At 36.4% G+C, this 14,374-nt stretch carries 12 protein-coding genes; 8 read left to right on the forward strand and 4 right to left on the reverse strand.

Annotated elements, in window-relative coordinates:
* Positions 1 to 97 precede the first annotated feature (97 nt).
* The gene (locus tag B3D98_RS06070; protein ID WP_054549790.1) at positions 98 to 679 is read left to right on the forward strand and encodes a phosphatidylglycerophosphatase A family protein; all 582 of its coding nucleotides are present in this window, start codon (positions 98 to 100) and stop codon (positions 677 to 679) included.
* Between the two features lie 60 nt (positions 680 to 739).
* Here the strand turns inward: B3D98_RS06070 and B3D98_RS06075 are convergent, their stop codons facing one another.
* The 3 genes from B3D98_RS06075 to B3D98_RS06085 are packed head-to-tail and all read right to left on the reverse strand — an operon-like array spanning position 740 to position 5,504.
* Positions 740 to 2,551, reverse strand: coding sequence for an ABC transporter substrate-binding protein (locus B3D98_RS06075; RefSeq protein WP_288581746.1), 1,812 nt, complete (start codon positions 2,549 to 2,551; stop codon positions 740 to 742).
* 12 nt (positions 2,552 to 2,563) lie between these two features.
* On the reverse strand, positions 2,564 to 4,060 hold the full coding sequence (locus B3D98_RS06080; RefSeq protein ID WP_048392016.1) for an ABC transporter permease: 1,497 nt from the start codon (positions 4,058 to 4,060) through the stop codon (positions 2,564 to 2,566).
* A gap of 13 nt (positions 4,061 to 4,073) precedes the next feature.
* On the reverse strand, positions 4,074 to 5,504 hold the full coding sequence (locus B3D98_RS06085; protein ID WP_288581750.1) for an ABC transporter permease: 1,431 nt from the start codon (positions 5,502 to 5,504) through the stop codon (positions 4,074 to 4,076).
* A gap of 121 nt (positions 5,505 to 5,625) precedes the next feature.
* On the opposite strand from B3D98_RS06085, the gene B3D98_RS06090 reads away from it, so the two are divergent.
* Both B3D98_RS06090 and B3D98_RS06095 read left to right on the forward strand, forming a co-directional pair.
* Positions 5,626 to 7,365: an ABC transporter ATP-binding protein gene (locus tag B3D98_RS06090; RefSeq protein WP_288581753.1), complete on the forward strand. Its 1,740-nt coding sequence runs from the start codon at positions 5,626 to 5,628 to the stop codon at positions 7,363 to 7,365.
* Positions 7,366 to 7,498: 133 nt separating this feature from the next.
* Positions 7,499 to 8,119, forward strand: a complete 621-nt coding sequence (locus tag B3D98_RS06095; protein ID WP_288581755.1) for a thermonuclease family protein — start codon at positions 7,499 to 7,501, stop codon at positions 8,117 to 8,119.
* A 556-nt stretch (positions 8,120 to 8,675) separates the two neighbouring features.
* Here the strand turns inward: B3D98_RS06095 and B3D98_RS06100 are convergent.
* Positions 8,676 to 9,551, reverse strand: coding sequence for a glycine betaine ABC transporter substrate-binding protein (locus B3D98_RS06100; protein ID WP_288581758.1), 876 nt, complete (start codon positions 9,549 to 9,551; stop codon positions 8,676 to 8,678).
* A gap of 219 nt (positions 9,552 to 9,770) precedes the next feature.
* On the opposite strand from B3D98_RS06100, the gene B3D98_RS06105 reads away from it, so the two are divergent.
* From B3D98_RS06105 to B3D98_RS06125, 5 genes are all read left to right on the forward strand, one after another.
* A complete protein-coding gene (locus B3D98_RS06105; RefSeq protein WP_048392011.1) occupies positions 9,771 to 10,343 on the forward strand; it encodes a manganese efflux pump in 573 nt (190 codons plus the stop codon).
* A 311-nt stretch (positions 10,344 to 10,654) separates the two neighbouring features.
* Positions 10,655 to 11,182, forward strand: coding sequence for a YceI family protein (locus B3D98_RS06110; RefSeq protein WP_004224534.1), 528 nt, complete (start codon positions 10,655 to 10,657; stop codon positions 11,180 to 11,182).
* Positions 11,183 to 11,368: 186 nt separating this feature from the next.
* On the forward strand, positions 11,369 to 12,310 hold the full coding sequence (locus B3D98_RS06115; RefSeq protein WP_048392010.1) for an NAD-dependent epimerase/dehydratase family protein: 942 nt from the start codon (positions 11,369 to 11,371) through the stop codon (positions 12,308 to 12,310).
* A gap of 94 nt (positions 12,311 to 12,404) precedes the next feature.
* Positions 12,405 to 13,682 carry an AAA family ATPase gene (locus tag B3D98_RS06120; RefSeq protein WP_066036265.1) on the forward strand — a complete coding sequence of 426 codons (1,278 nt, stop codon included), beginning with the start codon at positions 12,405 to 12,407 and terminating at the stop codon, positions 13,680 to 13,682.
* The gene (locus B3D98_RS06125) at positions 13,679 to 14,254 is read left to right on the forward strand and encodes an RloB family protein (RefSeq protein WP_048392008.1); all 576 of its coding nucleotides are present in this window, start codon (positions 13,679 to 13,681) and stop codon (positions 14,252 to 14,254) included. The genes B3D98_RS06120 and B3D98_RS06125 overlap by 4 nt, the downstream gene beginning before the upstream one ends.
* Positions 14,255 to 14,374: the final 120 nt, after the last annotated feature.

The following is a 14,374-nucleotide window of genomic DNA, read 5'->3' on the forward strand; positions in this document are numbered from 1 at the left end:
TGTGTTTGTAACAAAATTGTACCATATTACGTAAGTAAAGGTATAATAGGTTGGGCTAGCATTATACTAGCAATAAAAATCGAAATGAGGGTTAAATATGCATAATAAAAGTATTCGTGTGCACTCTGACGAAGTAGCAAAGGCAGCTCAAGCCGCGTTAATTCGTAGAGGTGTAGCGATAGAGGATATCGCGCAAATTGTTTACGAAATGCAAAAAACCTATAATGAAGGTTTAACACTAGAGCATTGTGTTCATTCTGTTGAACGTGTATTACGTAAGCGAGAAGTGCAACATGCTTTATTAGTAGGGATTGAATTAGATGAATTAGCAGAGAAAAAATTATTATCTTCACCACTACAACAAATTATCGAATCAGATGAAGGTCTATTTGGTGTAGACGAAACAATTGCACTAGGATCTGTATTTACATATGGCAGCATTGCCGTTACTACTTTTGGTCATTTAGACAAGCAGAAAATAGGGATTATTAAAAAACTGGATACAGAACCCGGACATCATGTCAACACGTTCTTAGATGATTTGGTTGGTAGTATAGCAGCGTCAGCAGCTTCCCGTATTGCACATCGTATGCGTGACCTAGAAGAAGAAGGCGAAACATTCGCTGATATCGAACCTGAAGAGCTAGGACCAAAACCAAAATCACATAATGAAATTTAAAATGAGTTTCTTCTATATAAAAGTGAGCCTTCTCAAATTTTGAGAAGGCTCTAATTTGTATTACTTTTTATCGTTATATGCTTTTACCAATTCTTTTACTTTTTCGCTATCTGCTTCAAGTTTTAAACCAGTATCAATTAATGGAGAGACTGTGGATACAGCTGGTTTTTTATTGCCTTGATAATAGCTAATGAATTCATCTTGGTTAATAGAGTATAGAATTGCTTTACGTAAATCTGCTGAATCAGAAACCGCACGGCCAGATGTATTCATTTGTAGGTAAGACACAGCATTACTATCTGCCGTATTTAATGTTAATTTAGCATCTGATTTGACAATATCCAGTTTCGTTTCTGGTACTGTTTGCAGAACATGAATTTCACCATTACGTAATGCAGATAGGGCACTATCAACATCAGAGATAAAACGGACATTGATTTTAGCAATTTTTGGCTCATATTCGCTACCAGCTCGATAAGCAGGATTTTTCACAAACTGTGCTTCATAATCATTTTTCTTCACTAAAATGTAAGGACCACTTGAATATAACTGGTTATTGAATGTAGCTGAACCTTCCGTTACAGTAGCTTGATCACCATAGGCAATGTCCTTGTCAGGGTTGTAGTTAGCCACATCATACGTATTAACACTTGTTACTTGTTTTTCAGATACGATACCACCAGATTGGTGTGCTAAATAGTTTAATACTTGTGGGAAAGGTGTAGGTGTTGTAATTTTAACAACTTGGTATGCACCTGCTTCATTATTAACAGCACCTTTATCTTCTGCTAATTGCGCTACAGAAGCAGGTAGGTTTTGTGATAATGCTTCTAAAACGGATTGCTCAGAGCCTGCTACTTTTTTATTTTGTAATTCAGTTAAATCAGAAATGATTTCGACTGTTTCAATGTTTTCATGAATGCTGTAAGTACGATGATCTGGTACTGAATTAGCGTCTTTCGCACGGTTTAATGAGAAGACCACATCTTCAGCTGACACTATTTCACCTGTATCAACAGCTGCACCATCTTTCACTGCTGCAAAATTGATATCATCTCGTAAAATGAAGTAATATTCTTGATTCCCTTCAGCCATTACATGGTTGTAAGATAATGAACCATCTGACACAACTTCATCTGTGTCTGTTAAGTTAACAAGACGAACATACATATTCGTGTTTAATGTGTTGATTGAACCATCATTCCCTTTGATTGGGTCTAGTGAAGTAAGAGAATTGATTGTTTGGTGTAAAATTAAAGGTTCTGTTGCATTTTTAGATGTATCATTAAATTCTATTTTTTCCCAAACTTGTGCACGAGATTTTGGTAAAAGTACTGTTTCAGGGTTTACAAGTTCAGAGTAGATACCTTGATACTTATTGGAAATATATAAAGGCGCAATATAAGCTTGATCGAATACTAATAATTGTTCTAAATCTTTATATTTAGCTGCTGCTTCTTCACCAGTCAATGTACTCGCTTCATCAATCAATGCATCTAGTTTTGAATCTGCCACCACACTGTAGTCACCGCCAGTTTTAAATAAACCACGAACAGCATAGTCGGGGTTCCCTGTAACTGTCGTCCAGCTTGAAAGAGCAAGATCATAATTACCTGCTTCTTTTTGAGCAGAGAAAGAACCGTAATCAGGTTGAATATTTAGCTTTACATCAAAACCATTTTTCACTAATTGGTCACGCACAATGTTCATATCTTCTTCAGAAGCTGCCATCCCTAATACTTCAATGGCAACCTTGCCATTGCTCTTGTCACTATCTTTTGAATCTTTACTGCCTTCTACGTCAGTTTTTGTTTGTACACAGCCAGCCAAAGCTAGTACTGCAACGAATAAAAATACAAGTAATTTCTTCATAGTTACCTCCGATTAATTTGTTTTTGGATCTAAAGCATCTCGTAAACCATCTCCTAAGAAGTTAAAGGAGAGGACAAGAAGCATAATACAAAGACCTGGGAAAATCGCGACATATGAATGTGTTTCCAGGTACGTACTACCAACTTTTAAAATATTGCCCCATTCAGGAATGTGTGGCTCAATACCTAGCCCTAAAAAACTTAAGCTACTTGTGGAAATAACAGCTCCGCCAATCGTTAATGTTGCTTTCACAATCATTGGTGCTAAAGAATTGGGGACAATGTGCTTGAAAATAATAGCTGCATCAGATGCACCTAAAGCTCTAGCCGATTCTACAAACTCATAATTAGCAAGCTGCATAACATTTGCCCGCATTGTACGGGCATAGGTTGGAATTGCTCCAACACTAAGTGCAATAATAAGATTCACAGTATTAGCACCAAATGCGGCGATAATAGCAATGGCTAACAATATCCCAGGAATGGCATATAAAATATCGAGACTTCGCATGATGATATTATCGGTGGATTTACCATAATAGCCTGAAAATGCTCCTAATGCGCCACCAATAACTGCGGGGATAATCGTGGAGAAAAATCCGACGATTAATGATATTTGTGCCCCAAACACAATACGAGAAAATAAATCTCGACCATAGTTATCTGTACCTAGTGGATATTCTAATGTCGGTGTTTGTAGCAATGCTCCATAATTATTTTCAGTAGCGAAATCATAGTCGAAAGTCCAAGAACTTGTAACGGATAACGAGAACATGAAAATAATGAAGAATAAGCCGAATACAGCCATTGTATTGCGTAAAATCTTCTCCCATATTTTTTGCCATTTCTCAATAGAAGATGGATTTGCCCTTCGAGCCTTTTGGATAAGGCTATATCCTAGTAAAGTCGCAAATAGATTACCAGTGAAAGTCGCCAATAATAGGACAATACCTGGAATGAGCATCCATTTAGGTGCCTCAGTTGCTGTGACATATTTCGTACATAAAATGGCCATCACGATATAGAGAAGCGAGAGTACTAAGAAAACGCCCATTGCCAGTACAAAGGTATCTGTGACATATGGCTTAAATAAATTCAATGCTGCAATACCTAAGATGAATAGCTGTGTTATAAAGGCATAGGCAGCAAAAGTATATTCAGCAGTCTTTCTTTTTGACACAAGCATAAATGCAAAGGATGTCGAAAAAATATTGCCTGACAGTATCGTTATTAAAAGAGGATAGCCAAACATTCGAGTATTTTTTTGAATGTCACCATACGTTGCTAAATCCTTTTTAATTCGTAAATTGACGAAGGCAACATATGCCGTAGTGATGACATAAATAACAAAAAGAAGCAGAACCACTGGTCGCCAGCTATTGCTGGAAAAATTATAGCTATAGGCTAGAAATAGTAAAGAAAACAGTAAGGAAAAGACAAAGGTAAAATGAGAATTGACATATTCCTGTGTAATCTTCAAGAGTAGTTTGACATGTAAGATGTTTTTCACAGGTGATCCTCCTTTAAGACTTCTTCATTTTCGAGCGAATGCGTGGATCAAAAAAGGCATACATGATATCAATGAATAAATTGACAATCGAAATGGTGATGGCAATATAAACAACGCCCCCAAGAATGGCCGGAATATCAGGGATAAATTGTTTATCGACGATATAACTACCTATACCACTAATGTTGAATACCTTTTCTGTTACAGATGCGCCTCCCAACATACCTCCAAAAAGAAGTCCTATCACCGTAATAATCGGAATCATAGCATTGCGAATGGCATGTTTTGAAATCACTTTGAATTCATTTAAGCCCTTAGCTTTTGCTGTAATAATGTAATCCTCATGAATCACCTCAAGCATACTTGACCTTGTCATCCTAGCAATAGAAGCCGTAATGGATGTTCCTAAGACGACAATTGGCATGATAAGCGATAGCCAATTATGAGGGTTATAGGTAGCTGGAAACCATTGTAGTTTTAGAGCAAATGTCAAAATAAAAATTAAACCTTGCCAAAAGCTTGGGATGGATAGACCAATTAAAGCAATGAACATAAATGTATAATCCAAATATGAATTTGGACGAACAGCTGAAATAATTCCAACTGGTATGGCAATAGCAATAGCCATTAGCAACGACAATACGGCAATTTCAAGAGTGACAGGAAATTTTGTAGCAATGCTATGTGTGATATCTTCTTTACCTGCAAAGGATGTACCTAAATCAAATGTAAATAGACCAGATAATGCGTTCCATAGCTGTGATAAATAAGGTTGATCCAAACCATGAATGCGATTAAAGTTTTCTATTTGCACAGGTGTTGCTTCAACTCCGAGTAGGTTTCTTGCTGGATCAAAAGGTGATAAATATAAAATGGTAAACACTAATGTAGCCACTCCAACAATCACAATGAAGCTTTGTAAAATACGTTCAATGATAAATTGCAGAAATGGATTCGCAAATAAGATAAGTACTACATAAAATAAAACAGCTGGTAGAAAGGTAAGAGCCACAAAACGTTTGTTAGTTAGTTGCTGATTAAAAAATTGGACATAGGATAGTTGTTGTATGTCCTCTTTTTGTAAATCCTGATCCACTTGCTGTTGAAGCTTCCTTTGAGCTAAGTGCTTGGCTGTGAGCTGAATTTGTGACTCCAATACAGCCTCTTTAAAAAATGTAGCTTTTGCTATTTCTTGTTGCTCAAATTCCTTTTGCCACTGGGCAACCAATCCATGATCTATATAGTACTGACTACGCAATGCAAAAGCCTGATCATAAGTGTTTGAAAGTTTCCTTTTCCGATAGATAAAGTATGTAAAAGGGTGAACTAAAATACTTAAAAGAAAAAGAAGTAGATGATAAGGCTTTTGATGCATTAGTTTTTGATAAACCGTAGAAAAGAAAATAAATTTCTCTGGTTTTAAATGATTTTTTGAAGTAACCATGCATTTCCTCCAAACGTAAATAAAATATTCAGCATTATATTGTATAATTCCTATCAGTATTGTAAAGTATGGATTATACTTGAAAGTAAGTCAATCACAAATTTTAAAAAGGATGGGTCGAATGAGTGAAAAGCTTTTAGAAATCAATAATCTTCGCGTATCCTTTATCACAGGGGAGACAGAATTTGAAGCCGTTAAGGACGTTAACTTCCATCTAAATAAAGGTGAAACACTAGGAATTGTGGGAGAGTCTGGGAGCGGGAAAAGTGTAACGGCTCGCTCCATTATGCGTTTATTACCATCGCCACCTTCATTTTTGAAATCTGGCTCAATTGTGTTTAAAGGGCAAGAACTCACTGAATTTAGTGAAAAACAAATGGAAGGGATACGTGGACAAGATATTAGTATGATTTTCCAAGATCCGATGACATCCACAAATCCTACTATTCGAATAGGTGATCAAGTGGCTGAAAGTTTAATCAAGCATCAGTCAATGTCAAAAAACGAAGCCCATCAACAAACAATAGAATTATTAAAATTGGTTGGTATTAGAGACGCCGAAGAACGGTATCGACAATACCCTCATGAATTTTCAGGTGGTATGCGTCAACGGGTAATGATTGCTATGGCGCTTGCTTGTAATCCCTCACTGCTTATTGCAGATGAGCCAACAACAGCACTGGACGTTACTATTCAAGCTCAAATCCTAAAATTGATGCGCGATATGCAAAAGAAAATGGGAACGTCTATTATTTTAATTACACACGATTTAGGCGTTGTTGCAGGTATGTGTGATCGCATCATAGTGATGAAAGAAGGAGAAATAGTTGAACAGGGCACAACAGAAGAAATTTTTGCAAATGCCCAGCATCCGTATACCCAGAAATTATTGAATGCCTTACCAAAACTGCATGAGAAAAAGCAGCCAAAAGAGATTGCTACTATTCAGCCAGGTATCGATCGACATAAGCCGTTAATCGAAGTGACCCATCTATCCAAAGAATTTCCATTAGGTCGTGGTCAAACGTTGAAAGCAGTGAATGATTTATCGTTCTATATATATCCTGGTGAAACATTGGGCTTGGTTGGTGAATCTGGTTCAGGTAAATCGACTACAGGTAGGACGATTCTTCAACTTCATCAGCCTACAAATGGAGAGGTTCTGTATCAAGGAATACCTGTAACGAGGCTATCGAAAAAACAGCTAAAGGCAATGCGTCGCCATATGCAAATTATTTTCCAAGACCCCTATTCATCGTTAAATCCTCGCAGAAAAATCTTAGATATTATTGGCGAGGCTCTTGATATTCATGGTCTGGTGAAGACACATGAGGAGAGGCGACAACGGGTAGAGGAATTGCTTGAACTTGTTGGTTTGAAAAAAGAGCATGCCATGCGTTATCCTCATGAATTTTCGGGAGGTCAGCGTCAACGAATTGGTATTGCGAGAGCATTAGCGGTTGAGCCAAACTTTATTGTTTGTGATGAACCCTTATCGGCACTTGATGTTTCCATTCAAAGGCAGATTGTTGATTTATTAAAAGAATTACAACAAAAGCTTGGGCTGACGTATTTATTTATTGCCCATGATTTATCCATGGTGAAGCACATCAGTGATCGTGTAGCCGTGATGTATGGTGGAAAGATTGTAGAACTGGCAGAAAGTGAAGAGCTATACGCTAACCCACAACATCCATATACACGTGCATTACTACGTTCTATTCCTATTCCAGATCCTGCAATTGAGAAGCAGAAATATACTGATGCTGATCATGCAGAAGACGTGAAAATACGTTATGAGGTAGAAAATAGTCAGTTAGTAGAGGTTTTACCAAATCACTGGGTAGCAGTGACAATATGATAGCTTGAATGTAGTAGCTTGATATTTTACAATAGAAACATCGTGAAACTTGTTGTCTTTCTGATGATGAGGTGCACAACTTATACGAATCGTAAGTATAAGCAATGATGATTAGTTGTGAGGGGCCTACTACATGAAAATGCAAGATATAAAAACATTAATAACAAGTGGTACGATTATTTTGGCTGTAGCATTGTACATGATATTTGGCAGATCACCTGCGGAAGATCAAAGTACTAAATCAGTTACAGATCAGCAAGGTACTATTACCATTGAACAAGTGGAAGGAAAAACAGGTAATAAACGCTTTGAGATAGACTATAATAAAGCATATGATGGGGATACGATTCAGGCGACAATTAATGGTGAGAAACGAAAAATTCGTCTATTAATGGTGGATACTCCTGAAATGAATTACAATAAAGGTGGCGCTCAGCCATATGCGGAAGAAGCAAAAGAGTATACGATCAATTTATTGGAAAAGGCTAAGAAAATTGAAGCGGTCTATGATGTTGGACCAGAAACAGACAATTATGATCGCCTTCTAGCCTACGTGTTTGTAGATAATGTCTTATTGCAGGAATCTTTATTAAACGAAGGGCTTGCAGTTGTACGTTATATTCATAAACCAAACAATACATTTGAAGATGCATTTAGAGCTATTCAACAAAAAGCTCAGGATGCAAAATTAAATATTTGGTCACATGAGGATTACTTCCAAAAAGATGGTTTTCACCCTGAAGTAGTTCAATAATCTATAAATCCATTACTATACGCTTTTAAGTTTAATTTTAGCTAGGAAGCTGCTTCCAGTATCTTACTGGTAGCAGCTTCCTATTTTAAATTCCCTTTGCAAAAGCTTTTGGCATGAGAGGATGATTCCCTTTTCTAGGGTCGTCTCTCTGTATATAATGCACTCATGATATTGGTCGTAAAAATCTACTGTAGAGGTTCAGCACACGGTAGCGGAAAGCCATTGCACAAAGGAAAGCAAGATGCCAGCAACGTTTTGTTTACTTAACAGTGGAAGACGGCTACTGATAAGTGAAAAAATCATTTTTATTAATGTTGACAATCAATATGATAATGATTATCATTATCATATAAAGAATATTCCTTGTTCTACAATACAGTGTAGAGAGGATGAACTTTAGCTACTTTTCTCCAGAAGTTTGCTAGTTCATGATTACGCTCCTGAAACCCCCCTCATTTTTGGGAACGTTAAAAATTGTAGACGGCTCATTCTATAATAGAATGAGCCGTCTACAGTCTGAATCTATTTACTAATGAGTAGTAAATGGGTTCTCTTTTTATGCTTGTACATCTTTCGTCCATTCGGCTACTTTCTCTTGATTATTGGCAATCCATTTTTTCGCAGCATCTGTGGCACTCATGCCTTCCATTATATCAAACATTACACTTTCTATATCTTCAGCACTCCAGTTGAAACGGTCAAGGACGCTATAGGCTTCAGGGGCATCCTCTTTTAAACCATTCCGCGCAAAAGTGCCAATATATTCTTCGTCTCCATATAAACCTTTGGGGTCATCTAAGTACTTTAAATCATAGGCATTAAAGATCCAGTGTGGTGACCAGCCTGTGATGATGATTTCTTCATTATTAGAGATAGCTTGACTGAGGGCTGCGGTCATTGCACCAGCAGACGAGGTCAATACATTCCAACCTTCCAGATTCTTATATTCCTTATAGGCATTTTCTGTCGTAGCCATCATATTAGCTCCTGGTTCAATGCCTGTAATGGTTTGATTAGCTTGGTTTGTTAAATCTTCAATAGAATCGACATCCATATAACTTGGTACAACCAAACCAATCTTAGCACCAGTTAGGTTTTCTCCTAAGTTCTCTATCTTATTGTTGTATTTTTCTACTTGTGGAGCATGTGTTTGTGGCAACCAAGCAGATACCATACCATCGACCTCTCCGTTTGCAAGTGCTTCCCACATGATTCCATTGTCTAAAGGTGTCAGTGTTACCTTATATCCTAAATCTTCTAGTACTTGTCCTACTACATGTGTAGATGCAACCTCAGTATCCCATTCAACATATGCTAAATTGATTTCACCTTTATCAGTATTCTTTGTGTCTCCATTTTCTGAACCACATGCAGTTAACACAATAAGGCATATAAATGCTATTCCTATTTTCAATAACTTGATGAGTTTCATATTACATCTCCTTTCCATTATTTCTTACATAAAAATAAAAATATTAACAAGTAACAACTTAATTTTATAAACAAGTTGTTACTTTTGTCAAATTGATGGTTTAGTCACACCGTGCTAAAAAGATGAAACATAATCAACTAACTTATTTGAGCCCATTAATTTTTTTATTGTTGTCATACGATAGGTGAAAATGGAGACGGAGATTTGAGGAGGCTTAGTATGCATTGGATTACAATTATTCTAATAGGAATCGCTGCGAATTTAGATAACTTGGGGATTGGTCTAGCCTATGGAGTTAAACAAGTTAAAATTCCAATTTTATCAAATGCTGTGATTGCTGTTATGTCGATGATTGTCACATATGTCGCAGTAACAGCTGGTAGCACAGTTGTTGAGTATATTTCACCGCATACTGCCAATTTACTAGGGAGTTTACTACTGTGTGTGATTGGTATATGGACTTTGATGTCCAATAATTTTTCTAATCAGCGGATAGCAGGAAATCCCGAATTATTTGATGAAGATAAAAATCTAGTAATCTCAACAAGAGAAGCAATGGCACTTGGCTTTGTCTTGTCAGCAAACTGTTTAGCAGGGGGGATTGCAATAGGCGCAAATGGCATCTCAGCCCTTTGGACAGTCATTTCGATCGGCGTATTTTCCTTTATCACAGTTGGAGTAGGAAGTAGATGTGGCTCTTTACTAGCAAAAACGTTTATTGGCAAGCATTCTACAGCAATCTCAGGATGGCTACTTATCATGATTGGTATTTTTGAGGTTTTTGCAAAATAATATATTGCTGCGGCTAAATATCACCAAATATTGGTGATATTCTTTTTATTACATAGAGAGGGATGTACCGATGACTCGACTTTTTTTATGTTTTAAAAATTTATTTTTAATTACTTGACGTAACTAAATTATTAATATATAGTAGGTTACAGAAAGTAATTAAAAACTTTTCATAAGCTAAGATGTAAACACATAAGTAACTACAAATGTTTATCCTATCCAATTTTGGGTAACATAAAAGATGTAGTTGCTTCATATTTTAAAATATATCTCGAAATCGAGATAAAATCAACCAATTGGAGGAATTTATAATGGCAAAATGGAACATTGATTTAGGACACTCAGCAATTAACTTTCAAGTAAAACACATGATGGTATCAAAAGTTAAGGGTGTATTTGACAGTTACTCAGCTGATATTGAGGCAGCAGATCTTGCAGATTTAACAACTGCTAACATTAGTTTTACAATCGATCCAGCAAGTATTAATACACGTAGCGAAGATCGCGATAATCATTTAAAAGCAGCAGATTTCTTTGATGCCGAAAAATATCCAACGATTACGTTTAAATCTACAAATATTGCTAAAAAAGCAGGCGATGAATATGCAGTAACTGGTGATTTAACAATCAAAGACGTTACAAAATCAGTAACATTTGATACAGAATTTAATGGAAAAGGCACAAATCCATGGGGTCAAGAAGTATACGGCTTTGAAGCTGAAACAACAATTAATCGTGAAGACTTTGGTCTAACTTGGAATGCGGCATTAGAAACTGGTGGGGTCCTTGTTGGGAAAGATATTAAAGTAACGGTTGAATTAGAAATTAATCCAGCTTAAAAATAGATAGCTAGGGCATGTTTGAAGTAATCTTCAAACATGCTTTTTATATAGCTCAAAATAGATACTTGTGAATGAAGAAATCTAGTAAAAAGAATTTGAGAAAAATTTCCAGTAAATAAGTTTCTTGCATATTTTTAGTAATTACTGCATATAAATCATCATATTGTTTTTGGGGGCGATAGGATGAATGTATTAGTGACAGGTGGCTATGGTTTTATTGGCAGTGCAGTAGGTAGGCGCTTTTTTGAAGAAGGTGCAACGGTTTATATTATTGATAATTTAAGTACGGGGCATTTACGGAATGTTGACTTCGAGCATAAATCCTATCTTTTAAATGTTGAGGATGAGGTTTGCGAGCATCTCTTTAAGGAAATAAACTTTGATGTGGTCGTCCATTGTGCAGCGCAAACGAGCGTGCAGCAATCTATCCAGGAGCCAGTAAAGGATATTTTGACAAATATAGTTGGGCTTAGCCAAATGCTTTTTTTATCATCCAAGTATAAGGTACAGCACTTTGTCTTTGCCTCCTCAGCAGCTGTTTACGGGGATAGTCACTATCCTCCATTAGAGGAATCAGATGTCTGTGAACCAATATCTATGTACGGATTAAACAAGAGCATTGGCGAAACCTACTGTGAGAAATGGCAAAAAGATTATCGTTTGCCCGTTCTTATCTATAGATTTGCCAATGTTTTCGGGCCAAGACAGCAAATGCAAGGTGAAGCAGCTGTGATTCCAAGTATGTTAAAAAGCAGTATGGCAGGTAAACCATTTACAATTTATGGTGATGGTGAACAAACACGTGATTTTATTTATGTAGACGATATTGCTGATGCTATTTACGCAGGTGTATCTGCACGTTTACAAGGCACGTATAATGTATCCACTAATGAGGCTTGGTCAATTCACCAGGTCATCTTACTGCTCCAACACTTAAACCATCCACTTGAAATTCAATATGCCCCAGCACGAGAAGGAGATATTGAGCATTCATTTTTAAATAATGATAAATTAGCCAATGCAATTGGTTGGAAGCCTAAAATATCTTTTGCAGAAGGCATTGAACGTACATTGCATGCGCTACAAAATGAATCATTAGCAGAAATTCAACAAAAAAGTGGATAAAGTAAAAAGACATATTACATTGAGTAATATGTCTTTTTCTATGTCTATAGTATAATAATTCATTAAAGAAATGGTTGTGGACGGAGGCTTACATATGCTTGTAGATTTTAGAGTAAAGAATTGTTTAAGTTATAAAGATGATACGTTGTTTTCAATGGTAGCTGGAAGTCGCCTACGAAAATGGAAGGATACCCATACAATTCAGTTTGATACACTTCGTCTTGTAAAAAGCGCATTTATTTTTGGTCCAAATGGAAGCGGAAAATCTAATCTGTTTACGGCTATTAAAGTATTACGTTCCTTGCTTTTTAATTTTGAAAACTTAAATAATGTAAAGCAGTTACGTCTACCCTATCAACCGTTTAAGTTAGGAAGTCAGCAAGACAAACCAACAGAGTTTATGATATCGCTTTTTTTGGACGGAGCTTTATATGATTATGAAATACAGTATAATGCTTCTCAAGTTCTTTATGAACGTCTTGTGAAAACGAACAAGTCACTGAAGGAAGAACTATTTGTCAGACAATGGGATGGTACAGAATATTCTTATGAGACATTTCAAACAGCTTCACAGGAATTGACAAAATATACTCGTAATAATACAGCCTTTCTATCCGTATTACATGTTTTTAATGATCCAGACGCTTTAAAGATATTCGATTGGTTTTTACATAAAATTCTTTTCCTAGATGAAGCAAATCGGTTATCAAGTCATCCTCTTATTCGTAAACTTGAAGAGGAGCCCTTTAAAAAGGAAGTGATCAAACTGCTAAAAATTGCAGACCTCTCCATTCAAGATGTCACGGCTAGACGTGTGGAACGCAGAGAGAAAAATACAATTGGCTATGAGTTTGATTCGCCTGAGGTGATTCAAGAAGTAGATATTGATCTACATTATTTATCATTTGATGAAGCAGGTGCACCGATAGGGACAAAAACAATTAATTGGACAATGGATTCTAAGGGCACAGTGCGAATGCTACATTTAGCCTGTGTGATGGTGGATGCTTATAATAAAGGAAAAACCATTTTTATAGACGAATTCGACACAGCCTTCCATGTATCGATTTGTGAGTTTTTAATGGCTATTATGAATAGCAAACGCAATAGCAGTAATCAATTTGTCGTGACAAGTCATGAAATAGAATTACTTGATCAGCCACTACGCGCCGATCAAATTTGGTTTGTTAATAAAAGCTTTAAAAATGAATCGGAACTATACTCCTTATTTGATTTTGCAGATTTACAAAGGAAACGTGGAGATCTTTCTTATGCGAAACGCTATATGAAAGGGGAATTTGGTGCAACGCCTGTCATTAATGAGTATTTATCTGAACAATACTTAGAAGAAGCGGAGGTATCTGAGCAGTGAGAGTACGTCAACAAGGGAGCCGAACACTGCGTAAAACTATTTTAATTTATTGTGAAGGTGAAACAGAACGCATCTATTTTGAACAAATGCGTATTTTAAAGCGCTCTAAGATGGTTAGCGTCAAGATAAAAAACGTTAAACGTTCAGCGATTAAGCTTGCCCAACATGCTTATCGAGATTCCAGCTACCAATACTTTGATGAAGTTTGGATTGTTTTTGATAAGGATGATCTAACCGAAAAGCAACTTGAGGAAGTAAATCAATTTTGTGAGGAAAAAAATATTCATATTGCCTATACAAATGAAGCATTTGAATTGTGGTTACTCTTGCATTTTGAGGAAGTTGATAGTACAGAAAAGTACCCTCGTGCTGTCCTTAATGACAAAATGGAACAGCACCTTGGTGTGAGTCGTTATTTCCGACATAAGGCTGATGAATCCCTCATAGCCCCCATTGCATTACGACATGAGTTAGCGATTAAAAATTGCACAGATATGATGGCACTTCGAGAGACAGAGAGCCGTGACAACCCATACTGTAACATACATGAAATGATACGATACATATTTTAAGATTGAGCAGGTTTTCTATTAACAAATAGAAGCCTGTTTTTTATCTTTACATAATGCTTTGTCGGAATGAAGGTATGTTTCTTTTTCCGAAACATATAGTGTATATGGAGCGAAATTAGT

Origin of the sequence: Lysinibacillus sp. UBA5994 (assembly GCF_002429725.1) — a bacterium.
Taxonomy (GTDB): Bacteria; Bacillota; Bacilli; order Bacillales_A; family Planococcaceae; genus Lysinibacillus; species Lysinibacillus capsici.

What these genes read in the sequence shown, in the direction of transcription:
- B3D98_RS06070 (WP_054549790.1), top strand. Translation starts at nt 98, where the DNA reads ATGCATAATAAAAGTATTCGTGTGCACTCTGACGAAGTAGCAAAGGCA.
- B3D98_RS06075 (WP_288581746.1), bottom strand. Translation starts at nt 2,551, where the DNA reads ATGAAGAAATTACTTGTATTTTTATTCGTTGCAGTACTAGCTTTGGCT.
- B3D98_RS06085 (WP_288581750.1), bottom strand. Translation starts at nt 5,504, where the DNA reads ATGGTTACTTCAAAAAATCATTTAAAACCAGAGAAATTTATTTTCTTT.
- B3D98_RS06090 (WP_288581753.1), top strand. Translation starts at nt 5,626, where the DNA reads ATGAGTGAAAAGCTTTTAGAAATCAATAATCTTCGCGTATCCTTTATC.
- B3D98_RS06095 (WP_288581755.1), top strand. Translation starts at nt 7,499, where the DNA reads ATGAAAATGCAAGATATAAAAACATTAATAACAAGTGGTACGATTATT.
- B3D98_RS06100 (WP_288581758.1), bottom strand. Translation starts at nt 9,551, where the DNA reads ATGAAACTCATCAAGTTATTGAAAATAGGAATAGCATTTATATGCCTT.
- B3D98_RS06105 (WP_048392011.1), top strand. Translation starts at nt 9,771, where the DNA reads ATGCATTGGATTACAATTATTCTAATAGGAATCGCTGCGAATTTAGAT.
- B3D98_RS06110 (WP_004224534.1), top strand. Translation starts at nt 10,655, where the DNA reads ATGGCAAAATGGAACATTGATTTAGGACACTCAGCAATTAACTTTCAA.
- B3D98_RS06115 (WP_048392010.1), top strand. Translation starts at nt 11,369, where the DNA reads ATGAATGTATTAGTGACAGGTGGCTATGGTTTTATTGGCAGTGCAGTA.
- B3D98_RS06120 (WP_066036265.1), top strand. Translation starts at nt 12,405, where the DNA reads ATGCTTGTAGATTTTAGAGTAAAGAATTGTTTAAGTTATAAAGATGAT.